The sequence below is a fragment of the Pseudomonas sp. FG86 genome (assembly GCF_057808775.1).
In genome coordinates this window covers 72,349-95,675 of sequence record NZ_JBMDIS010000023.1, presented here as the reverse complement: position 1 = coordinate 95,675, position 23,327 = coordinate 72,349, and the positions used below count along the sequence as shown (strand labels likewise).

Below are 23,327 nucleotides of genomic sequence, written 5' to 3'. Positions count from 1 at the left end.
GTTTCGACTGCGCCGGAAGTGGGGCGAATTATAGACTTCCAGAATCTGCCGTCAACCCTTTATTTTGCTTTCTTATCAATTAGTTAACATTGATTAAAAAACCACCAAACTGTTTTATATGGGACCCGGGCGCTCCTATATAGAAGAAGCGTTATTTAGATGACCCCCGCCTCTCTTAAAGCAGCCACGCTAGCCGGACCCAATCCCAGTACCTCCTGGAGTACCTGAACTGTATGCTCCCCCAGCAGTGGAGGCGCACTGCGATATTCCACAGGTGTCTTGGAGAGTCGGATAGGATTGGCAACCTGAGGCACACTCCCTGCCAGCGCATGGGGCAACGCCATCGCCAAACCACGCGCCTTGACCTGCGGATCAGCAAACACCTGCGCCAGATCATTGATTGGCCCACACGGAACCCCCACCCGTTCGAGTTGCAATACCCACTCACTCGTCGTCTTGAAGACCGTCGCCTGGCGAATCAGCGGGATCAGCGTCGCGCGGTTGGCAACCCGTGCCTGATTAGTGGCAAACCGCGGGTCATTCGCCCACTGCGGTTGCCCGGCGACTTCAGCAAACTTGCGAAACTGTCCGTCGTTACCCACGGTCAGGATGAAGTCACCATCTGCCGTTGGGAAATCCTGATAAGGCACGATATTCGGATGCGCATTGCCCAGGCGCTTGGGTGACACTCCCGTCGTCAGGTAATTCATCGCCTGATTGGCCAAGCAAGCCACCTGCACGTCAAGCAGCGCCATATCGATATGCTGGCCACCGCCGTCGTGATCCCGATGAGCAAGCGCTGCCAGGATCGCCACGGTCGAGTAAAGCCCTGTCAGGATGTCGGTCAGCGCGACGCCAACCTTCACTGGCCCGGCACCTTCATCGCCTTCTGGCCGACCGGTAAGACTCATCAGCCCGCCCAGCCCCTGAATCATGAAGTCATAACCAGCCCGAGCCGCATAGGGCCCTGTTTGACCAAAGCCCGTGATCGAGCAATAGATCAATTCAGGATTGATCTCCTTGAGCGACTCATAGTCCAGGCCATAAGCCGCCAGACCACCCACCTTGAAGTTCTCGATCAGGATATCGGACTTGGCTGCGAGGTCACGTACCAGCTTCTGCCCCTCCGGCTGCGTGAAGTCGATAGTCACCGACTCCTTATTACGGTTAGCCGAGAGGTAATACGCAGCTTCACTGGTGTTCTCGCCATACGCATCCTTAAGGAAGGGCGGCCCCCAGGCCCGCGTGTCGTCGCCACTACCCGGCCGCTCAACCTTGATAACCTCAGCCCCAAGGTCCGCAAGAATCTGCCCGGCCCAAGGGCCCGCCAGGACTCGCGATAAATCCAGTACCCGCAGGTGCGAAAGCGCGCCCATGCCCATGCTCCTATTAATAGAACGCCTGAAGGCCGGTTTGCGCACGCCCAAGAATCAAGGCGTGCACATCATGAGTACCTTCGTAAGTGTTCACCACCTCCAGGTTGACCAAATGACGCGCCACACCAAACTCATCGGAGATCCCGTTGCCACCCAGCATGTCCCGAGCCATGCGCGCGATGTCCAGGGACTTGCCGCACGAGTTGCGCTTCATGATCGATGTGATCTCCACCGCCGCCGTGCCCTCATCCTTCATACGGCCCAGGCGCAGGCAACCTTGCAGGGCCAAAGTGATCTCGGTCTGCATGTCAGCCAGCTTCTTCTGGATCAACTGGGTCGCCGCCAACGGACGACCGAACTGGTGACGATCAAGGGTGTACTGGCGAGCGGTGTGCCAACAGAACTCGGCCGCGCCCAAGGCCCCCCAGGAGATGCCGTACCGCGCCGAGTTCAGGCAAGTGAAAGGCCCTTTCAACCCACGCACATCGGGGAAGATGTTCTCTTCAGGCACAAACACGTTGTCCATCACGATCTCGCCAGTAATGGACGCACGAAGTCCGACCTTGCCATGAATCGCAGGAGCGCTCAGGCCCTTCCAGCCTTTCTCCAGGACAAAACCGCGGATATCCCCCGCATCATCCTTGCCCCACACCACGAACACATCGGCGATCGGGCTGTTGGTGATCCACATCTTGGCGCCCGTCAGGCTGTAGCCACCATCCACCTTGCGCGCACGTGTAATCATCGCGCCCGGGTCGGAACCGTGGTTGGGCTCTGTCAGACCGAAGCAACCGATCCATTCACCAGAGGCCAACTTCGGCAGGTATTTCTGTTTTTGCGCTTCTGTACCGAATTCGTTGATCGGCACCATGACCAGTGACGATTGCACACTCATCATCGAGCGATAGCCGGAGTCGACACGCTCCACTTCGCGAGCGATCAACCCGTAGCTGACGTAGTTCAAGCCACTGCCACCGTACTGCTCTGGAATCATTGCGCCGAGCAAGCCGGTTTCGCCCATCTCACGGAAGATCGCAGGATCGGTTTTTTCATGGCGGAAGGCCTCGAGTACGCGCGGCGCCAATTTGTCCTGGGCAAATTGCTGCGCACTGTCGCGCACCATGCGTTCTTCCTCGGTGAGCTGTTGATCCAGCAGCAGTGGATCGATCCAGTTGAAGCTTGCCTTGCCAGCCATGAATAAGTCCTCGCAGAGAAAGTCAGTAGTCGTGCAAGGAGCCTAGGCCGGACGACCGCAGAGGGCAAACGAGGTTTCCGCATAGGGTTGTGCTAATTTCTCACTTCGAAAAGACCGAGAAGGGCGCATACGCGCTTTATAAGTGAGTACAAGGTACATGCGTAGAAAAATCCCCAGCACCACTGCCCTTGTCAGTTTTGAAGCGGCAGCCCGCCACGAGAGCTTTACCAAGGCGGCGCAAGAACTTTCCATCACCCAGGGCGCTATCTGCCGACAAATCGCCAGTCTTGAGGAATTTTTAAGTGTCGAGCTGTTTCGACGCTCTCGGCGAGGCGTCAAACTGACGGAAGCGGGGCTCTCCTACAGTCGTCGAGTCGCGACGCAATTGGACGCAGTGGAACGCGATACGCTGTCCGTGATGGGGCAGCAGGGGGCAAACGTCATCGAACTGGCAGTGGTCCCGACCTTTGGGACTCAATGGTTGATCCCTCGCCTCAAGGACTTTCAACGCCAACATCCCGAAGTGACGGTGAACCTAACCAACCGCACGCGCCCCTTTCTGTTTGCCGACACAGAATTCGATGCTGCGATCTACTTCGGCGATGCCGACTGGTCTGGTACCGAATCCCACAGGCTGATGGGCGAGAATCCTGTCCCCGTATGCAGCCCCAGGCTATTAAGAACCCGTACGCACTTCAGCCCCCAGGAAATTGCCGAGCTGCCACTGCTGCAGCAGACGACTCGCCCCTACGCCTGGCGCCAGTGGTTCAACGCCCAACAGTTGAACATCCCCCGCGACATGACAGGCCCGAGATACGAGCTATTCTCGATGTTGTCCCAGGCGGCCATGCATGACATGGGCATCGCGCTGATCCCACCTTTCCTGATCCAACGAGAGCTCGACGAACACCAATTGGTCATCGCAAGCCCCAACGCACTGAGCAGCTCCAAGGCGTACTACCTGATGATTCCAGAGAGAAAAGTTGAGTCCGCCTCACTGCATGCGTTCAGAGACTGGCTCGTGGACCAATCACAGCGCTACATCCCCAGCATTTGAAGGCCATAGTTAATTTGCTGACCTTGTAGTCAGCTATTTTTATATCCTACAGATATACGTATATGTCGCTTTTTAACAGACTGTACTTGTCCTCCAGAAACATGACTCAAAGCCATGACTTTGCTGGCTTTGAGCAACTATCTTCGGCCAATGCTCGACTATTCACCGGGACGATGACAAAAACCTCAAAAATTGCCTTAACACCTTTAAATACCTGTATTTAAAGAGGTTATTTCAAAGTGTTGCGACAATCAGTCACAGGGTGACTTGTAGTTAATTTTTCGTCACCCGTCATAATCCCTTGATGGCCGTAAAGTTCGCCTGCAAAATGCCGCGCCCCGCTGTCATTTCAGCGGGATCGTGCTGATCGGCCGCCCCAGATGCGCCACCCACGGTGCACTGGCCTTTTTACAAAAAGATCAAAAGCAAAAAGATCATGCAGGAGATTTGACGTGCACATTGGTGTTCCTCTCGAAACCCAGACCGGTGAAACACGGGTGGCTGCCACCCCGGAAACCATCAAGAAGCTGATCGGCCAGGGCCATAAGGTCACTGTACAAAGCGGCGCAGGTGTTAAGGCCAGCATCGTCGACAGTGCCTATGAAACGGCAGGCGCGACCATTGGCAGCGCCAACGATGCGTTTGGCGCCGAGCTGATTCTCAAGGTGGTCGCCCCCAGCGACAGCGAACTGACGCTGATCAAAAGCGGCACCGTGTTGGTGGGCATGCTCAATCCGTTCAGCAACGAAATCATCACCAAGCTGGCCGAACACGGCATTACTGCCTTCGCGCTCGAAGCCGCGCCGCGCACCTCGCGCGCCCAAAGCCTCGACGTGCTGTCGTCGCAGGCCAACATCGCCGGTTACAAGGCTGTGTTGCTCGCCGCCCATCACTACCCACGCTTTATGCCGATGCTGATGACCGCTGCAGGTACTGTGAAAGCCGCACGCGTGCTGATCCTCGGTGCTGGCGTTGCCGGCCTTCAGGCCATCGCCACGGCAAAACGCCTGGGTGCCGTGATCGAAGCGTCCGACGTGCGTCCCGCCGTCAAAGAGCAGATCGAATCCCTCGGCGCCAAGTTCGTCGACGTGCCCTACGAAACTGACGAAGAGCGTGAATGCGCCGTGGGTGTCGGCGGCTATGCGCGCCCAATGCCAACCAGCTGGATGCAACGCCAGGCCGTGGCCGTGCACGAACGCGCCAAGCAAGCCGACATCGTTATCACCACCGCGCTGATCCCTGGACGCAAGGCACCGACCTTGCTCAGTGCCGACACCGTCGCGCAGATGAAGCCCGGCTCGGTGGTCATTGACCTCGCCGCCGCCCAGGGTGGCAACTGCCCACTGACCGTCGCTGACCAGGTAGTGGTCGAAAACGGCGTGATCATCTGCGGCCCGACCAACCTGGCCGGTGCCGTTGCCGCCGACGCATCGGCCTTGTACGCGCGCAACCTGCTGGACTTCCTGAAGCTGGTCTTCAACAAGGAAGGGCAGTTTGAAATCAACCTCGAAGACGACATCGTCGCTGCGTGCCTGATGTGCCGCGACGGCCAAGTCATCCGCAAAAACGCCTAAGCAGGGATTCAGACGATGGAAGAGCTTATCTCCCCCGGTATCTACAACCTGATCATCTTTGTGCTGGCGATTTATGTCGGTTATCACGTGGTCTGGAACGTCACACCCGCACTGCACACGCCATTGATGGCGGTGACCAACGCGATTTCGGCGATTGTGATCGTCGGCGCCATGCTCGCCGCTGCGCTCACCGTGACCCCGCTGGGCAAGACCATGGGCACCCTGGCGGTGGCCCTGGCAGCAGTGAACGTGTTCGGCGGTTTCCTGGTGACTCGCAGGATGCTCGAGATGTTCAAGAAGAAAGCCCCGAAAGCAAAAGAAGAGGCGCCTAAGTAATGAGCATGAATCTGGTTACGACGCTCTACTTGATCGCGTCTATCTGCTTTATCCAGGCCCTCAAGGGCCTGTCGCACCCCACCACATCGCGACGCGGCAACCTGTTCGGCATGCTCGGCATGGCGCTGGCGGTACTCACCACCGTGGGCCTCATCTATAAGCTCGGCGCAGAACTCGCCACCGCGGGCATCGGCTATGTGATTGTCGGCCTGCTGATCGGCGGCACCGCCGGCTCGATCATGGCCAAACGCGTCGAAATGACCAAGATGCCGGAGCTGGTGGCGTTCATGCACAGCATGATCGGCCTGGCAGCGGTGTTTATCGCCATTGCCGCGGTGGTCGAGCCGCAATCCCTGGGTATCGTCAAACACCTGGGCGACTCGATCCCTGCCGGTAATCGCCTGGAGCTGTTTCTCGGCGCGGCGATTGGTGCAATCACCTTCTCCGGTTCGGTGATCGCATTCGGCAAACTCTCGGGCAAGTACAAGTTCCGCCTCTTCCAAGGCGCACCGGTACAGTTCGGCGGCCAGCACAAACTTAACCTGGTGCTGGGCCTTGCCACACTGGGCCTGGGCCTGGCCTTCATGCTCACCGGCAACCTCACCGCCTTTGCGCTGATGCTGGCCCTGGCGTTCGTGCTCGGCGTGCTGATCATCATCCCGATTGGCGGCGCCGACATGCCGGTCGTCGTTTCGATGCTCAACAGCTACTCCGGCTGGGCAGCGGCGGGGATCGGCTTCTCGCTGAACAATTCGATGCTGATCATCGCCGGCTCGCTGGTGGGTTCGAGCGGTGCGATCCTCTCGTACATCATGTGCAAGGCGATGAATCGCTCCTTCTTTAATGTACTGCTCGGCGGTTTCGGCAACACGCCGGATGCTGGCGCGGCGGCAGGCTCTAAAGAAGCACGCCCGGTGAAGTCCGGCTCGGCAGACGATGCCACCTTCCTGCTGACCAACGCCGACACGGTGATCATCGTGCCGGGCTATGGCTTGGCAGTGGCACGGGCACAACACGCGCTCAAAGAGCTGACAGAAAAACTCACCCACCGCGGCGTGACCGTGAAGTACGCGATCCACCCGGTGGCAGGGCGTATGCCTGGGCATATGAACGTGTTGCTGGCCGAGGCCGAAGTGCCTTACGACCAGGTGTTCGAGATGGAAGACATCAACTCCGAGTTTGGCCAGGCCGACGTGGTGCTGGTGCTGGGTGCCAACGATGTGGTCAATCCGGCCGCCAAGAACGATCCGAACTCGCCGATCGCCGGCATGCCGATTCTGGAAGCGTTCAAGGCCAAGACCATCATCGTCAACAAGCGCTCCATGGCCAGCGGCTATGCCGGCCTGGACAACGAGTTGTTCTACCTGGACAAGACCATGATGGTCTTTGGTGACGCCAAGAAAGTCATCGAAGACATGGTCAAAGCTGTCGAATAACACTGCGCCAGCGCAATACCTGAAACCCTGGCCTCCAGTAGGCTAGGGTTTTTTATTGCTGCATGAAACCCGACAAAAGGCTCTAAATCGGCACCCGGCATTCGACCATGGTAGCGGGCCGAAATTGTTTGAAATCACTAAACTGCGCACCTTGCCTCCCGTAGCCCGAGATAACAATCCATGTACCGTGATCGTATCCGCTTGCCTTCGCTGTTGAACAAGGTCATGAGCGCGGCAGACGCCGCCGCACTGATCGAGGACGGCATGACCGTCGGCATGAGCGGCTTCACCCGTGCCGGTGAAGCCAAGGCCGTTCCCCACGCCCTGGCCGAACGCGCCAAGACTTCGCCTCTGAAAATCACGTTGATGACCGGTGCCAGCCTGGGCAACGACCTGGACAAGCAACTGACCGAGGCTGGCGTGCTGTCCCGGCGCATGCCGTTCCAGGTCGACAGCACCTTGCGCAAGGCCATCAACGCCGGCGAGGTGATGTTCATTGACCAGCACCTGTCAGAGACCGTCGAGCAACTGCGCAACAACCAACTCAAGCTGCCCGACATTGCCGTGATCGAAGCCGTTGCGATCACGGAACAAGGCCATATCGTGCCCACCACCTCCGTGGGTAACTCGGCCAGCTTCGCAATTTTCGCCAAGCAGGTCATCGTCGAGATCAACCTGGCGCACAACCCGAACCTGGAAGGGCTGCACGACATCTATATCCCGACCTATCGGCCAACCCGCACACCGATCCCGCTGGTGAACGTCGACGATCGCATTGGCAGCACCGCGATCCCGATCCCACCGGAGAAGATCGTCGCCATCGTGATCACCAACAAGGCCGATTCCGCCTCGACCGTGACACCACCGGACAACGACACCCAAGGGATCGCCAATCACCTGATCAACTTCCTCAAGCAGGAAGTGGACGCCGGACGCATGACCAACAAGCTCGGCCCGTTGCAGGCTGGCATCGGCAACATCGCCAACGCGGTGATGTGCGGCTTGATCGAATCGCCGTTCGAAGACCTGACCATGTACTCGGAAGTCCTGCAGGACTCGACGTTCGACCTGATTGACGCGGGCAAGCTGAGCTTCGCCTCCGGCAGCTCGATCACCTTGTCGGAACGGCGCAACGCCAACGTGTTCGGCAACCTGGAACACTACAAGGACAAGCTGGTACTACGCCCACAGGAAATCTCCAACCACCCGGAAGTAGTTCGCCGGCTGGGTATCATCGCCATCAACACCGCGCTGGAGTTCGACATCTACGGCAACGTCAACTCTACCCACGTGTGCGGTACGCGAATGATGAACGGGATTGGCGGCTCGGGTGACTTCGCGCGCAACGCGCACCTGGCGATCTTCGTCACCAAGTCGATTGCCAAGGCCGGTGCGATTTCCAGCGTGGTGCCGATGGTCAGCCATGTGGACCACACCGAACATGACGTCGACATCCTGGTGACCGAGATAGGCCTGGCTGACCTGCGTGGCCTGGCGCCCCGGGAGCGTGCACGGGTCATCATCGACAACTGCGTACATCCGGCTTACCGCGATGCGCTGAACAGCTACTTCGAATCGGCCTGCGCCATCGGCGGGCACACCCCGCACATCCTGCGCGAAGCACTGAGCTGGCACATCAATCTGGAAGAAACCGGGCATATGCTCAAGGCGTGATTGGTACAGATCCGAGCTGATGCAAACACAGTTTCATCAGCTCGGCTGTCTGACTGAGCTTTTTGCAAAAAACTGTACTGCTGTACCGGTCATTTCCTACCGAAATATCCCACACTCATCATCGAAAACACCTATTTCGCACTATTTCAGTGCGTACAGGTACAGTTGCTCCATTTCCGTACAGTACAGCCGCTATAAACAGTTAACTGGCCCCTCACAATACAGGTGAACTGTATCTAGAGAGTCTTGTGTCGGAGGAGGATCATTGGCATCAGTTAAACCACTACCTAATCCCGCCACAAGCGGAAGGATGTCATCATGGAACGTACACTCAGTTCCGATCTGTTCTTCGAAGAAAAAGCTGTAAACACCCAGGCTTCCCTGCCTCTGCGCGTTCTCGCCAACCTGATGCTGTGGCAGCGCCGCATCTCCAGCCGCCATCAATTGGCTCGCCTGGATTCGCGTCTGCTGGCTGACGCCGGTATCAGCGAAGCTCAACGCTACGAAGAGCTGAGCAAGCCGTTCTGGCGCTGATTGGCGCTCGCTGGCCCTGACCTGACGGGTCCACTGCCAGCAACCTGATTTGTCAAAACAAAGCCCGCCCCGGGTAACCGGAGGCGGGCTTTGTTGTATCTGGGGCCTGGCTTTTTTGATCGCCGAACAGAAGCCTTTCATCTCAACCGGTACAGTTTAAATAAAACAACAATTAAGCAGTACAATTTAACTCCGGTGTACCTGTTTCGGCAGCGGGGACTCGCACACCATGGTGCTTCAGCAATCATGGAAGCCCCGTCATGAACCTCCGTCCTTCGTCCAGCAAACGGCTGCTTATCCTTACTGCTTCAGCATTCGCCAGGTGGGTACGACGTCACTATGAGCGGCGCCAGCTGGCACAACTCGATCCCCGGGAACTGTCGGATGCCGGCATCAGCCACGCCGACCGAATGGCAGAGCTGGCCAAACCGTTCTGGCGTGACTAGACGGTCAAGAGGCTTTCCGAACGGACAAGCGGCGGCTTAATATCCACTCACCACGTGGCGAACCTTGTAGAACGGGCGTCTGATGCTCAATAGCAACGACAGTGCCCGTTTCACATGTGGCCACTCTGCGCCGCTTTTTCCATTTATCTACAGGAGTCCCCCATGTCCCGTCTTCGCCTGCTGAGTGCTGCCGCCCTGTTGGTATTGGCTGCCAATGCCAATGCGAGCAGTTTCATTGTGACCACCGACTCCATCGTTGGCGCACTGAAAGCCACCTCCGACGCCAGCTCCGATGCCACTTCATCGCTGCGTGACAACAAAGTCGTGCGCGCCTCCCGTGACGACGCCGCCAGCTTTGTCGCCAGCGAAGGCGCCATTCGTGGGGTGAAGCTGGAAAGCGCCCTGGCCCAGATCCGCCAACAAGCGCCACAACTGAACGCCGCGACTGACGCACAACTGGCCCAGGCTATCCTGGCCATCTAAGTCGCAGCACGCAGGGAGCGAGCGCCGCTCCCTGAATGCCATCGGACTGGCTCTCGCCCGGGCATTGCGCTAGCCTTGGCGCTCGCTTTCAGTTGTCGAGTCCCATGGCTTTTTCATTCCGCCTGTTGATTGTTCCTGTGTTGTTTTCGGCCTGCTGGTCGTCGACGGCTTCGGCCTTTGACCTGACCACCCAGAGTACCGTCGTGAGCGCGTACGCCACCAGCAAGGTGACCTCCGCGCCGTTTGACAGGAAGCTGATAATGGCCGCCCAGGATGACGCTGCCGCATTCATTGCCACCGACGGCCAATGGCGGGGGGCCCGACTGGAGTCAGCGCTGGATTATCTGCGCCGTACCCAGCCAAAACTTAACGCCAGCGACCTTGAACTGGCGCAAGCAATTCTCGTCCAATAATCATCTTTGTATTTCGGAGTCATTCCATGCGTAGCCCGCTGATCGCCGCCACCCTTGGCCTGCTGTTGTTGGCAGACGTTGCCCAGGCGCATACCTTGGTGGCCACCAGTAACATCATTGTTCGCGCCTCTGGCCGCACCATTGATTTCACCTCGGACACCACCACCTCCATCCGCGACTCCAAAATCGTGCGCGAAGCCCACGATGATGCCGCCAGCTTCGTCGCCACCAATGGCGAAATTCGCGGTGCACAGTTGGAAGCCGCCTTTGACACCCTGCGGACCCGCGTACCGGAAGCCCGCGACGCCAGTGACCAGACCCTCGCCGAAGCCATTCTCGCTCTGTGAGGCGCATTAACGCCTGGCTCCTGGCCGGGGTTGTGCTGCTGTGTGCCAGCACCGCCCAGGCCAGCCTGCAACTGCGGCTCAAGACCGATGGCTTGAGCCCGGCTGAACAGCAGGCCAGCCAGGCATTGCTTGATGAGGCGATGCGCTCCTTGCCGCCGCGCTTCATCGAACAGCTGGACCGGCGCATCGATGTCGGCTGGACCGACCAAATGCCCGGGAACGCCTATGGCCAGGCTTCCCTGGTGTCCGAGCTGGACCTCAACCGCAACCTTCTCGCCAGCCTGACCGACGGCAGCGCCGCCACCCAGAAGACCAACCGCCCCCACGGCACCGTGCGCCGGGAAATGCTCGCCACCGTGCTGCATGAACTGACCCACATCTATGACCGTGCGCGCCTCTGGTCCAAAGACGAACGCACACTGATCCAGCGTTGCAGCCGCCAGAACAACATCACCGGCTTGATCGGCCTGCCTGACCAATGCCGTGGCCAGAACGATCGCCGTTTCACCCTCAGTGACGACCCGCGCCTGCTGGACCTCGCCGGCTGGCCGCAATACGTCGGCCGCCGCGGCGAGCGTGAACAGCACAACCACCAGGTCGCGCGCAGCCCGGATATCTACGAAACCACCAGCCCGCTGGAGTTCGTTGCGGTCAACATGGAGTACTTTCTCCTCGACCCAAGCTACGCCTGCCGTCGCCCGTCATTGTTCCGCTATTACCAGCAACACTTCGGCTGGGCACCACCGGCACAGGACACCTGCGCAAGCACTTACGCCTTCCTCAACGCCGGTAACGATTTCGCCAAGACGCCCCTGGGCCAGGTCGATCCGGAGCGAGTGTATGAGATCGACTACCTGCTGGCCGAAGCCAACCAGAACCTGGTGAGCCGCTGGGGCCACAGCATGTTGCGCCTGGTGATCTGCGCGCCCGGGCGCCCCCGTGGCCCGGATTGCAGGCTGGACCTGGACCAGCACCTGGTGTTGTCCTACCGCGCCTTCGTCGGCGATGTGCAGCTGTCGAGCTGGGATGGCCTGGTGGGCAAGTACCCGTCACGGTTGTTCGTCCTGCCACTGTCCCAGGTGATCGACGAATACACCAAGACCGAGCTGCGCGGCCTGGCCTCGGTGCCGTTGAAACTCACGCGCCAGGAAATCAACGACACCGTTGAGCATGCCGCCGAGATGCATTGGAGCTACGACGGCAATTACTTTTTCATCTCTAACAACTGTGCGGTGGAAAGCCTGAAACTGTTGCGCAGCGGCAGCGCCAATCCGCAACTGACCGGGCTCGACAACATCACCCCCAACGGCCTGCTCGAAGTCCTGCAGGCACGCGGCCTGGCGGACACCAGCGTACTGAAGGACAAACGCGAGGCGTTACGCCTGGGCTACCACTTCGACTCGTTCCGCGAACGCTACCAGGCGATGTTCGATGTACTGCGCAAACACCTGCCGATCAAGCAGACCCAGGTTGAAGACTGGTTATCCCTGAGCGCGGCCGAGCGCCGGCAATGGTTCGGCCAGGCCGACCTGCGCACCAGCGCCGCGCTGCTGTTGCTGGAACAGGCGAGCTTTCGCAAGCAGCTGATGCTGGCCCAGGATGAGGTCAAGCAGCGCTACCTCGGCGCTCGTGAGCTGAAAAATGGCGGCATGGAGAAAGCCAACGCCACGCTGCAACAGATCCTCGCCAACAGCGGCTTCCTCAGCCGCCCGGCGGAACTGCTGGGCAGTGGTGGCTACGGCTTGCCGCAACCGTCGGAATCCAAACGCCTCGAATCAGAAAGCGCCGAGCGCCAGAAGCAATTGCAATCCCTCACCGGCGAGCTGGATAAAGAGGTGAGGGCGCTGCTGGAGCCCTCCCGTGCCGCTGAGATTGCCGCGTGTGAAGCCAACCTCAAGCAAGTGGGCGAGCATTTGCGGGCACTGCACAAGGCCGCCGGCGGGCTCGAACTGCCCTGAAATGCCCGAGATAAACGTATTCCAAATGTGGGAGCCAACCCTCTCCCACATTTGACCTGTGTATCCCTGTAGACCGTGCGTCTTCCCACCACCCTCCGTTTGCCCAGCGAAAGCTGGTTGAAAGCTTACGCGTCTAGGATCGCCCCCCACTGCCGGCAACAGACCGGCTGTTAACAACAACAATGGTGATTCCCGATGTCCGCCCGTACCCACCTGTTCGTCCCCCCTCCACCCGTACGCCTCGTGCCTTTCGTTCTGCGCTGAACCACCCGGTTCGCCATTCCCTAGTCGCGCTACGCCTGGAGTATTCCTATGCTGACTTTCCTTGGCTTTGCCATGGTCATCACGTTCATGTTCCTGATCATGACCAAGCGCCTGTCCGCGCTCATCGCCTTGATCATCGTGCCCATCCTGTTCGCGCTGTTCGGGGGTTTCGCACCGAAGATCGGCCCGATGATGCTCGAAGGCATCACCAAGCTCGCGCCGACCGGCGTCATGCTGATGTTCGCCATTCTCTACTTTGCCCTGATGATCGACTCCGGCCTGTTCGACCCGGCCGTGCGCAAGATCCTCAAGATGGTCAAGGGCGACCCGCTGAAAGTCTCGGTCGGCACCGCCGTGCTGGCCCTGGTGGTGTCCCTCGACGGTGACGGCGCTACCACCTATATGATCTGCGTGGCCGCCATGCTGCCGCTGTACCAGCGCATCGGCATGAGCCCGCGGATCATGGCCGGGCTGATCATCCTCGCCGGCGGCGTGATGAACATGACCCCCTGGGGTGGCCCGACCGCCCGTGCAGCCAGTGCGCTGCATGTGGACCCGTCGGACATCTTCGTACCGATGATCCCAGCCATGGCCGCTGGCGTGGTGGCGATCCTGGTGATTGCCTACATGTACGGCAAGCGTGAACGTGCGCGGCTGGGTGAACTGCACCTGCAAGGCGACGAGATCGACCACAGTGAGATCAGCGTGTCGCAATTCCCGGACGCCCGCCGTCCCAAGCTGATCTGGTTCAACGGCGCCCTGACCCTGGCCCTGATGGGCACCCTGATTGCCGGCCTGCTGCCGCTTCCGGTGCTGTTCATGGTGGCGTTCAGTATCGCGATGATCGTCAACTACCCGTGCCTGCAACAGCAGAAAGACCGTGTCGCCGCCCACGCCGGCAGCGTATTGGCCGTGGTGGGGTTGATCTTCGCTGCGGGTATCTTCACCGGCATCCTGTCGGGCACCGGCATGGTCGACGCCATGTCCAAGAGCCTGCTGGCGGTCATCCCTGAAGCCCTGGGCCCGTACCTGGCGGTAATCACCGCGTTGGTGAGCATGCCGTTCACCTTCTTCATGTCCAACGATGCGTTCTACTACGGCGTACTGCCGGTCCTGGCCGAAGCGGCCAGCCACTACGGCATTACCGCGGTGGAAATGGCCCGCGCCTCCATCGTTGGCCAACCCGTGCACTTGCTCAGCCCGCTGGTACCCTCGACCTATCTGTTGGTGGCCCTGGCCGGCATTGAATTCGGCGATCACCAACGCTTCACCCTCAAGTGGGCAGTGCTGGTATGCCTGTGCATAATGTTCGCCGCATTGCTGATGGGGATTTTTCCGCTGTTCAGCACTCTATAATCGTACCGACCCACTCACCGCGCGGCGCTGCAGCTTGCGCGGTTTAACATTTGCTCAAAGGAATACACATGGAATGGCTGACCAATCCGGAAATCTGGATTGCCTTCTTCACCCTGACGGCCCTCGAGATCGTCCTGGGCATCGATAACATCATCATGATTTCGATCCTGGTCAGCCGCATGCCCAAGCATATGCAGGCGCGCACCCGGATTTTCGGCCTGGCCCTGGCCATGGTCACCCGCATCCTGCTGCTGCTGTCGATCACCTGGGTCATGCGCCTGACCGACGATCTGTTCGTGGTCTTCGGCCAAGGCATCTCCGGTCGCGACCTGATCCTGTTCTTCGGTGGCCTGTTCCTGCTGTGGAAAAGCTCCCAGGAGATGTACCACGCCCTGGAAGGTGAAGACGAAACCCACGACGAGCCAAAGGGCGCCGGGGGCAAGTTCATCTACACCATCATCCAGATCGCGATCATCGACATCGTGTTCTCGCTGGACTCGGTGATCACCGCGGTCGGCATGGTCTCCCATGTGCCGGTCATGGTCGCAGCGATCATCGTTGCGGTACTGGTGATGATGCTGGCAGCCGGCACCATCAGCGATTTCATCGACAAGCACCCATCGCTGAAGATGCTGGCGCTGTCGTTCCTGCTGGTGGTCGGTACCGTGCTGATCGCCGAAGCCTTCGACGTGCATGTGCCAAAAGGCTACGTCTACTTCGCCATGGCGTTCTCGCTGGCGGTGGAAGCGGTGAATATCAAGATGCGCACAGCCATCGCGAAAAAGAAGAAACAGCAGGACCCTGTGAAACTGCGCAAGGACATTCCGGGTCAATAACATTGATCCGCTGCCGAAATGGGGCGTTCGCGCCCCATTTTTTCATCTGCAAAAAGCTGAATTCATGACAGTTTTGTTTCAATCCCCACTTTAGCTATGCGATGCTGGCGCAGAGCCCATTCGCCAACTACAGCTTAAGTACAAGACGTAGAACGGCACGCGGCAATTCTCCTTAGCTCCTGTTGGAGCACACCCACACGGGGGGCCGAGCATGCTGACCTTGCTCAATCTGCTTTCCGCCGTGACCCTCTTGATCTGGGGCACGCACATTGTCCGTACCGGCATCCTGCGGGTCTACGGTTCCAACTTGCGCCAAGTCATCGGACAGAACATGTCCAAGCGCTGGCTGGCATTTGTCGCCGGTATTCTGGTGACGGCCATGGTGCAAAGCAGCAACGCCACGGCGATGCTGGTGACTTCGTTCGTCGGCCAAGGGCTGATGGGGCTGATGCCCGCCCTGGCGACCATGCTCGGTGCCGACGTCGGTACCGCACTGATGGCGCGGGTGCTGACGTTTGACCTGTCCTGGCTGTCGCCGCTGCTGATTTTTCTTGGGGTGATTTTCTTCCTGTCGCGCAAACAGACGCGGGCAGGGCAGTTGGGCCGGGTCGGAATCGGCCTCGGGCTGATCATCCTCGCACTGCAACTGATCGTCGAAGCCGCCGGGCCCATTACCCATGCGCAAGGCGTGAAGGTGCTGTTCGCCTCGCTGACCGGCGACATCCTGCTCGACGCCTTGGTCGGCGCCTTGTTCGCGATGATCTCCTATTCCAGCCTCGCCGCTGTACTGCTGACCGCTACCCTGGCCGGCGCCGGGGTCATCGGCTTGCACGTGGCGATCGGCCTGGTGATTGGCGCCAACATTGGCAGTGGCGTGCTGGCCTTCCTCAGCACCAGCATGCAGAACGCCGCCGGCCGCCAAGTGGCTCTGGGCAGCCTGCTCTACAAACTGATTGGCCTGCTGCTGATCATCCCGGTGCTCGACCCGCTAGTACGCTGGATGGACGGCCTGGACTACAGCGCCCAAGGCATGGTCATCACCTTCCATCTGCTCTACAACGTCAGCCGCTGCCTGATCCTGTTGCCGACCATCGGCCCGATGGCCCGGCTATGTGCCTGGCTGCTGCCCGAACGTGAAGAGGCCAACGGCAAGGCCAAGCCACGCCACCTTGACCTCGCGGCGCTGAGCACGCCGAGCCTGGCACTGGCCAACGCCGCGCGGGAAACCTTGCGCCTGGGCGACCTGATCGACAACATGCTCACCGCCATGCGTGAAGTATTGCGCGGAAAACAGACGGCCATCACCCAGGAAATGCGCAGCCTCAGCGACGACGTCGAGTCGCTCTACAGCGCGATCAAGCTCTACCTGGCGCAAATGCCCCGCGAAGACCTCAGCGAACAGGACAGCCGCCGCTGGGCAGAAATCATCGAACTGTCGATCAACCTGAAACTGGCTGGCGACCTGATCGAACGCATGTTGCGCAAAGTCCAACAGCAAAAAACCTCCCAGCGCCGCCAATTCTCTGAAGTGGGCCTGGAAGAACTCACCGGCCTGCACAGCCAACTGATCGCCAACCTGCGCCTGGGCCTGTCGGTGTTCCTCAGTGCCGACCCGGAAAGCGCCCGCCAACTGCTGCGCGAAAAGCGCCGCTTCCGCGCCCAGGAACGCCGCCTGGCACACGCTCACGTCAGCCGCTTGCAGCGCAAGATCGTACAGAGCCTGGAGACCAGTTCCCTGCATCTGGAACTGATTGCCGACATGAAGCGCTTGAACTCATTGTTTTGCAGCAGTGCCTATGTAGTCTTGGAAACCTCCGACACCGGCGCACTTTCCGCCGAAGATATTGCCGACATCACACATTCGCCCTGAACGTACGGTGGCCCGTGAAGTCAGTTAAAACTGACCTCACTCGCCAGGAAGCTTGTTATGCGTCGCCTGTTATTCGCTTGCCTGCTCATGGGCTCTGCACACGCCTTTGCCTTTGATCGCCTGCAGGTCGAGGGCTACACCTTGCCCAACGGCCTGCAGTTGCTGCTCAAACCGGGCACCGAACGTGGGCACGTGGCCATTCGCCTGGTGGTGGGCGTGGGCCTGGATGACTTCAGCTGCGAGGACAAGGAACTGCCGCACCTGCTCGAACACCTGCTGTTCAGTGGCATCGACGGGGGCGGCGAAGGCGATCTGGAAGACCGCATGCAAGCCCTGGGCGGCGAGTGGAACGCCTACACCAGCAACGCCGACACCACCTTCGTGATCGAAGCCCCCGCGCAAAACCAGCGCAAGGTGCTGGACCTGCTGCTCGCCATCATCACCCGCACCACGCTGACCGACGCCAATATCAAAGCCGCCAAGCAAGTCGTCGAACGCGAGGACGGCGGCCACTACTCGCACCTGCAACGCCTGCTGGACCGCCAGGACCTGGGCCACACCGCCAGCAACCAATTGGCCGTCGAACTGGGGCTCAAATGTGCCGAACGCGCCGAGGTTGGCCAACTGACTCGCAACCAGCTGGAGCAACTGCGCAAAAATTGGTACGCCCCCAACAACATGACCCTGATCATCGTCGGCGACCTCGACAAGCTGCTGCCGGCCTACCTGGAACGCACCTATGGCGCGCTTGACCCGGTCGAGCCGACCGAGCACCTGGCCCTGCCGGAAATCCAACACGCCGCCGCCAGCCACCGCGACCTGATCCACGGCTGGGTCGGTGACAGCGCCAAACTGCACTGGCTGTTCCCCGAGCCGGTACTGGACGACCAGCATGATGAAACCTACGACCTGCTCAAGGATTACCTGGATTGGGCGCTGTACCGCCAACTGCGCCTCAAGCATGGGCTGTCCTACGGCCCCTGGAGCGAACGCGAAGTGCTCGGTGGTGTCGGTTTCCTGAGCCTGAACGCCGACCTCGAGCGCGATAGCCTCCCTGCAGCCGAACAGGTGCTGCAAGACCTCAAGGCGCAATTGCTCAAGGACGGGCTCGACCCCACGGTATTCACCCGCCTCAAACAAGCCGCCATCGCTCGCCAGGCCTGGGCCGTGCAGGGCAACAGCGCCCTGGCCGACTATTACTGGAGCGCTTCGGGCGACTACAACAACGGGCGCTTCAGCGACCCGGCCAAACGCATCAAGGCCGTCAGCCTGGAGCAGACCAACCAGGCCATGCGCGAGGCGTTCAAGCAGCCAGGCTACTGGCGTATCGAGAAACCGCTGCTGAGCTACGACGGGCTGAGCTGGATCGGCGCCGGGGTGCTGGGGCTGATCGCCACTGTGTTGATCGGCATGCGCCGCTATCGCAAACGGATCCTGTAATGAGGCACCCAACCCAGGGCTAAGACGTTATTCTGTCTGGGATTTTTTCCTACGAAGACTGTGACTGCCGAATGCCGAACCTGACTCACTACATCCAGCGCATCCTCGAACTGATGAAGCGCTACCCAGGGGTGATCGCACTCGGCGGTTTCATATCGGGGGTCAGCAGCTTCATCCTGGTGGACCGCCAGCAGGGCATGGCCAGCTGGATCGCAGTGATCATGCTGGTGAGCTGGCTGTGGCTGATGCTGGAAAACAGCTTTACCCAGCTGTTCACCAAAGTCTTCAAGCGCGAAATCCCCGAACCGCTGCTGCGCTATGCCACCCAGATGATCCACCAGGAAAGTCTGTTTTTTGTACTGCCGTTCTTTTTCGTCACCACCACCTGGAACAGCGGCCAGTCGATCTTCACCGGGCTGCTTGGCGCGGCGGCGCTGGTGTCGATCACCGACCCGCTGTACTACAAGTGGCTGGCGCCCAAGCGTTCGCTGTTCCTTGCGCTGCATACCCTGACCCTGTTCGCCGCACTGCTGACCGCGCTGCCGATCATCCTGCACCTGACGACGGCCGAGAGCTACAAGCTCGCCCTCGGCGTGGCCATGGTGCTGTCGATACCCAGCCTGGCCGTGAGCTTGCCACTGCGCAGCCTCAAAGGCTGGGCGATGCTGCTGGGTGTCACGGCGGCCATTGGCTGCGCCGGCTGGTTCCTGCGCAGTTGGGTACCACCGGCAACCCTGTGGATGACCGAAGTGGCCATCAGCACCCAATTGCAAGACCGCACGCCGGGCGATGACCTCACCGAAGTCAGCGCCGCCCAACTGCGCAGCGGCGGCCTGTATGCCTATACCGCGATCAACGCACCACGCGGGCTGGATGAGCGGATCTACCACGTATGGAAATTCAACGGCAAAGAAGTCGACCGTATTGCCCTGGATATCCATGGTGGCCGCAAGGAGGGTTACCGCGCCTGGACGCACAAGCAGAACTTCCCGCCCGACGCGGTGGGCCGCTGGCAAGTGCGTGTGTTGACCGAAGACGGGCAGGTGATCGGAGTGTTGCGTTTCAAAGTGACTGACACAGCACAAACGGACAACCCAAAGTAGGCTATATCGTGCTATTACGTAGGCATTGTGGATAGCAGACAAGCTCGGAGCTTATGACCAGTAGCACCACGGCCGGCACAGCCCACCTCGATACGTCCACCGCTCCTCCGTTGCTCAGGATTACGGGGGACTGGACGCTTGCCCACTACGCCAACCTGAAGAAGCTGTCAGACAAACTCGACGGCCAATACGACGCTGGCGCGCGCATCGACCTCAATGGCCTGGGCGCCCTGGACACGGCCGGTGCTTCGCTGCTGGTGGAGCTGCTGGGGCCGGCCCGCATTGAGCAATCGACCGAACAGACCGATTGCAGCCTGTCCACCGCCGACCGCGCGCTGCTCAAGACCGTCTACCGCTCACTCAATGATTTCTGCGTGCCGGAGAAAGCCCCGGAGGAGGCCACCGGCATCCAGGTGCTGGCGCGTATCGGCCGTGCTGTGGATGCGGTCTGGCAGGACAGCAAGCAACTGTTGGGCTTTATCGGCCTGATCCTTGAGACCTTCGCCCGCAGCATCTTGCGCCCCAAGCGCTGGCGCGTGACCCCCATGGTCGCCCACATCGAACAGACCGGCCTGGACGCCGCGCCCATCGTTGCCTTGCTGACGTTTCTGGTGGGCGCCGTGGTGGCCTTCCTCGGTGCCACAGTGCTCAAAAGCTTCGGCGCGACCGTTTTTACCGTGGACCTGGTGGCGTTTTCCTTCCTGCGGGAATTCGGCGTGCTGCTCACCGCAATCCTGATCGCCGGTCGCACCGCCAGTTCGTTTACCGCGCAGATCGGCTCGATGAAAGCCAACGAAGAAATCGACGCCATCCGCACCCTGGGCCTGGACCCAATGGAACTGCTGGTATTGCCACGCGTGCTGGCGCTGCTGGTAGCGCTGCCGATGCTGACGTTCCTGGCGATGCTCTCGGGGATTGTCGGCGGTGGGGTGGTGTGTGCCGTGACCCTGGATATTTCGCCGGCAATGTTCCTCTCGCTGCTGCAATCGGACATTGGCGTACAGCATTTCCTGGTGGGCATGGTGAAAGCGCCGATCTTCGCCTTCCTGATTGCCGCCATCGGTTGCCTGGAAGGCTTCAAGGTCAGCGGCAGCGCGGAGTCAGTCGGCGCCCACACCACGTCCAGCGTGGTGCAATCGATCTTTGTGGTGATTCTGCTGGATGCGGTCGCCGCGCTGTTCTTCATGGAGATGAACTGGTGAGTCGCCTACCCCGAGCCCCCAGCGAGGCGGTGATCGAGGTCCGTGGACTGTGCAATCGCTTTGGCCGCCAGAGCGTGCACGAGAACCTCGACCTGGATTTGTACAAGGGCGAAATTCTCGCAGTGGTCGGCGGCTCCGGCAGCGGCAAGTCCGTGTTGTTACGCAGCATCGTCGGCCTGCGTCGGCCCAGCGAAGGCGAGGTGCGGGTATTCGGCAAAAACCTGCCAAGCCTGCCGGAGCATGAGCGCTCCCTGGTGGAACGGCGCTTTGGCGTACTGTTCCAGAAGGGCGCGCTGTTTTCCTCGCTGACGGTCACCGAGAACGTCGCACTGCCGCTGATCGAACACGCCGGCCTGAGCCGCGCCGATGCCGAACACCTGGCAGCGGTCAAACTGGCCCTGGCCGGCCTGCCACTGTCGGCAGCCGACAAATACCCGGCGTCGCTGTCCGGCGGCATGATCAAGCGCGCCGCCCTGGCCAGGGCCCTGGCGTTGGACCCGGACATCCTGTTTCTCGACGAACCCACCGCCGGCCTCGACCCGATTGGCGCGGCGCAATTCGACCAACTGATCCTGACCCTGCGCGATGCGCTGGGCCTGAGCGTGTTCCTGGTCACCCATGACCTCGACACGCTGTACACCATCACCGACCGCGTGGCGGTGCTGGCGCAGAAGAAAGTGCTGGTGGCCGACGCCATCGATGTTGTCTCGGAAACGAACGACGCCTGGATTCACGAATATTTCCACGGCCCCCGGGGCCGCGCGGCATTGGATGCCGCTCAACCGCTCAACGAGGTATGACATGGAAACCCGAGCCCATCATGTGATGATCGGTCTGTTCAGCGTGATCGTGGTGGTCGGCGCGATGCTGTTTGGCCTGTGGCTGGCCAAGTCCAGCGTCGACACCGCCTTCGAGGACTACGAAGTGATCTTCAACGAGGCGGTCAGCGGCCTGTCCCAGGGCAGCTCGGTGCAGTACAGCGGGATCAAGGTGGGTGATGTGATCAGCCTGCGCCTGGACCCGAACGACCCGCGTCGCGTGCTCGCGCGCATCCGCCTCTCTGGCCAGACGCCGATCAAGGAAGACACCCAGGCCAAGTTGGCCCTGACCGGCATCACCGGTACTTCAATCATCCAGCTCAGCGGTGGCACGCCACAAAGCCCGAAACTCAAGGGCAAGGACGGCAACCTGCCAGAAATCATCGCGTCGCCGTCGCCTATCGCGCGGCTGTTGAATAACAGCAACGACTTGATGACCAGCATCAACCTGCTGCTGCACAACGCCAACGACATGTTCTCGGCGCAGAACGTCGAGCGCATCAGCAATACCCTGGATCATCTGGAACAAACTACCGGTGCGATTGCCGACCAACGTGGCGATATCAAGGTGGTCATGCAGCAACTGATGCAGGTCAGCAAACAAGCCGGTGCCGCCCTGGAGCAGACCACCGCGCTGATGCGCAATGCCAACGGCCTGCTCAACGATCAAGGCAAGCAGGTATTCGGCAGCGCCGAGCAAGCCATGAAATCCCTTGAGCAGAGCACCGCGACCATCAATACCTTGCTGACTGACAACAAGGATTCGGTGAACAGCGGCATGCAAGGTCTTAACGAACTGGCGCCGGCCGTGCGCGAACTGCGCGAAACCCTCGGCTCGCTGCGCGCCATCTCCCGTCGCCTGGAAGCCAACCCCAGTGGCTACCTGCTGGGCAGCGACAAGAACAAGGAGTTCACGCCATGAAGCGTGCTTACCAAATAATGGCCCCTGTGGCCCTGGCCCTGGCGCTGCTCGGCGCGTGCTCGATCCTGCCCAAGGCGGATCCGTCGGACACCTACCGACTGCCCTCGGCCCAGGCCGCCCACCAGGGAGCGCCGGTCAGTTGGTCGCTGCGCCTGACCAAGCCGCAGACCAGTGAGTTCCTCGACAGCCCGCGCATCGCCGTGGTGCCCAATGGCGATTTGATCAGCAGCTATGCGAACTCACGCTGGAGCGATCCGGCGCCCGTGCTGTTGCGTAATCGCCTGTTGGACGGGTTCCAGCGCGATGGGCGAGTGACCCTGTTGAGCACCGACGACACCAACCTGCAGGCCGACTATGAGCTGGGCGGACAGTTGCAGGCGTTCCAGAGTGAATACCGGGGCAGTGCGGTGGACGTGTTGATCCGCCTCGACGCACGCCTGGTGCGTGGGAGTGATCAGCGGATTATTGCCAGCCGGCGGTTTGAAGTGCGCCAGGCAGTGACAGACACCCAAGTGCCGGCGGTGGTGGCGGCTTTTGGCCAAGCCGGGGATCAGTTGAACAGGCAGGTGGTGGAATGGGTTGTTCAGCAGGGTAACGGTACTGTGAAACGCTGAGGGCCTCATCGGGGGCAAGCCCCCTCCCACATTTTGAATGTGTTCACAGATCAACATGTGGGAGGGGCTTGCT

General features: G+C 60.2%; 22 protein-coding genes. 20 read left to right on the top strand and 2 right to left on the bottom strand.

The window, feature by feature from the left end; genetic code table 11:
• Window positions 1–155: 155 nt before the first annotated feature.
• Together ACODSV_RS17055 and ACODSV_RS17050 are read right to left on the bottom strand one after the other, a co-directional pair.
• Window positions 156–1,376, bottom strand: coding sequence for a CaiB/BaiF CoA transferase family protein (locus ACODSV_RS17055; protein ID WP_150054991.1), 1,221 nt, complete (start codon window positions 1,374–1,376; stop codon window positions 156–158).
• A 13-nt stretch (window positions 1,377–1,389) separates the two neighbouring features.
• Entirely contained in the window at window positions 1,390–2,571 is a 1,182-nt protein-coding gene (locus ACODSV_RS17050) for an acyl-CoA dehydrogenase (RefSeq protein ID WP_024072659.1), read from the bottom strand.
• A gap of 157 nt (window positions 2,572–2,728) precedes the next feature.
• On the opposite strand from ACODSV_RS17050, the gene ACODSV_RS17045 reads away from it, so the two are divergent.
• From ACODSV_RS17045 to ACODSV_RS16950, 20 genes are all read left to right on the top strand, one after another.
• Complete coding sequence (locus ACODSV_RS17045; RefSeq protein ID WP_024072658.1) at window positions 2,729–3,628, top strand: LysR family transcriptional regulator; 900 nt, start codon at window positions 2,729–2,731, stop codon at window positions 3,626–3,628.
• A gap of 452 nt (window positions 3,629–4,080) precedes the next feature.
• A complete protein-coding gene (locus tag ACODSV_RS17040) occupies window positions 4,081–5,202 on the top strand; it encodes a Re/Si-specific NAD(P)(+) transhydrogenase subunit alpha (protein ID WP_150054992.1) in 1,122 nt (373 codons plus the stop codon).
• 15 nt (window positions 5,203–5,217) lie between these two features.
• On the top strand, window positions 5,218–5,538 hold the full coding sequence (locus ACODSV_RS17035; RefSeq protein ID WP_003220416.1) for an NAD(P) transhydrogenase subunit alpha part 2: 321 nt from the start codon (window positions 5,218–5,220) through the stop codon (window positions 5,536–5,538).
• Window positions 5,538–6,974 (top strand): NAD(P)(+) transhydrogenase (Re/Si-specific) subunit beta, encoded by a 1,437-nt coding sequence (locus ACODSV_RS17030; RefSeq protein WP_024072656.1) that lies wholly within the window; start codon window positions 5,538–5,540, stop codon window positions 6,972–6,974. The genes ACODSV_RS17035 and ACODSV_RS17030 overlap by 1 nt, the downstream gene beginning before the upstream one ends.
• Window positions 6,975–7,154: 180 nt before the next feature.
• Window positions 7,155–8,648 (top strand): succinyl-CoA:acetate CoA-transferase ScpC, encoded by a 1,494-nt coding sequence (gene scpC, locus ACODSV_RS17025; protein ID WP_024072655.1) that lies wholly within the window; start codon window positions 7,155–7,157, stop codon window positions 8,646–8,648.
• A gap of 318 nt (window positions 8,649–8,966) precedes the next feature.
• The gene (locus ACODSV_RS17020) at window positions 8,967–9,182 is read left to right on the top strand and encodes a DUF1127 domain-containing protein (protein WP_003214752.1); all 216 of its coding nucleotides are present in this window, start codon (window positions 8,967–8,969) and stop codon (window positions 9,180–9,182) included.
• Between the two features lie 260 nt (window positions 9,183–9,442).
• Window positions 9,443–9,628, top strand: coding sequence for a DUF1127 domain-containing protein (locus ACODSV_RS17015; protein ID WP_024072654.1), 186 nt, complete (start codon window positions 9,443–9,445; stop codon window positions 9,626–9,628).
• A gap of 162 nt (window positions 9,629–9,790) precedes the next feature.
• On the top strand, window positions 9,791–10,111 hold the full coding sequence (locus tag ACODSV_RS17010; RefSeq protein ID WP_024072653.1) for a DUF2388 domain-containing protein: 321 nt from the start codon (window positions 9,791–9,793) through the stop codon (window positions 10,109–10,111).
• 104 nt (window positions 10,112–10,215) lie between these two features.
• Window positions 10,216–10,524, top strand: a complete 309-nt coding sequence (locus ACODSV_RS17005) for a DUF2388 domain-containing protein (RefSeq protein ID WP_024072652.1) — start codon at window positions 10,216–10,218, stop codon at window positions 10,522–10,524.
• Window positions 10,525–10,550: 26 nt separating this feature from the next.
• Window positions 10,551–10,871 (top strand): DUF2388 domain-containing protein, encoded by a 321-nt coding sequence (locus tag ACODSV_RS17000; protein WP_024072651.1) that lies wholly within the window; start codon window positions 10,551–10,553, stop codon window positions 10,869–10,871.
• Window positions 10,868–12,829: a DUF7844 domain-containing protein gene (locus ACODSV_RS16995; protein ID WP_024072650.1), complete on the top strand. Its 1,962-nt coding sequence runs from the start codon at window positions 10,868–10,870 to the stop codon at window positions 12,827–12,829. The genes ACODSV_RS17000 and ACODSV_RS16995 overlap by 4 nt, the downstream gene beginning before the upstream one ends.
• A gap of 312 nt (window positions 12,830–13,141) precedes the next feature.
• Window positions 13,142–14,449: a CitMHS family transporter gene (locus ACODSV_RS16990; protein ID WP_024072649.1), complete on the top strand. Its 1,308-nt coding sequence runs from the start codon at window positions 13,142–13,144 to the stop codon at window positions 14,447–14,449.
• Window positions 14,450–14,517: 68 nt separating this feature from the next.
• The gene (locus tag ACODSV_RS16985) at window positions 14,518–15,285 is read left to right on the top strand and encodes a TerC family protein (protein WP_003214768.1); all 768 of its coding nucleotides are present in this window, start codon (window positions 14,518–14,520) and stop codon (window positions 15,283–15,285) included.
• Window positions 15,286–15,496: 211 nt separating this feature from the next.
• Window positions 15,497–17,155: a Na/Pi cotransporter family protein gene (locus ACODSV_RS16980; protein WP_150095445.1), complete on the top strand. Its 1,659-nt coding sequence runs from the start codon at window positions 15,497–15,499 to the stop codon at window positions 17,153–17,155.
• Window positions 17,156–17,212: 57 nt separating this feature from the next.
• On the top strand, window positions 17,213–18,595 hold the full coding sequence (locus tag ACODSV_RS16975; protein ID WP_150054994.1) for a M16 family metallopeptidase: 1,383 nt from the start codon (window positions 17,213–17,215) through the stop codon (window positions 18,593–18,595).
• A 71-nt stretch (window positions 18,596–18,666) separates the two neighbouring features.
• Entirely contained in the window at window positions 18,667–19,698 is a 1,032-nt protein-coding gene (locus ACODSV_RS16970) for a DUF5924 family protein (RefSeq protein WP_150054995.1), read from the top strand.
• Between the two features lie 53 nt (window positions 19,699–19,751).
• Window positions 19,752–20,900 (top strand): ABC transporter permease, encoded by a 1,149-nt coding sequence (locus ACODSV_RS16965; protein ID WP_024072645.1) that lies wholly within the window; start codon window positions 19,752–19,754, stop codon window positions 20,898–20,900.
• Window positions 20,897–21,700: an ABC transporter ATP-binding protein gene (locus tag ACODSV_RS16960; protein WP_024072644.1), complete on the top strand. Its 804-nt coding sequence runs from the start codon at window positions 20,897–20,899 to the stop codon at window positions 21,698–21,700. The genes ACODSV_RS16965 and ACODSV_RS16960 overlap by 4 nt, the downstream gene beginning before the upstream one ends.
• Window position 21,701: 1 nt before the next feature.
• On the top strand, window positions 21,702–22,640 hold the full coding sequence (locus tag ACODSV_RS16955) for an MlaD family protein (RefSeq protein WP_069074940.1): 939 nt from the start codon (window positions 21,702–21,704) through the stop codon (window positions 22,638–22,640).
• Window positions 22,637–23,254, top strand: a complete 618-nt coding sequence (locus ACODSV_RS16950; protein WP_150054996.1) for an ABC-type transport auxiliary lipoprotein family protein — start codon at window positions 22,637–22,639, stop codon at window positions 23,252–23,254. Before ACODSV_RS16955 ends, ACODSV_RS16950 begins: the two co-directional genes overlap by 4 nt.
• The last annotated feature ends 73 nt before the right edge of the window (window positions 23,255–23,327 follow it).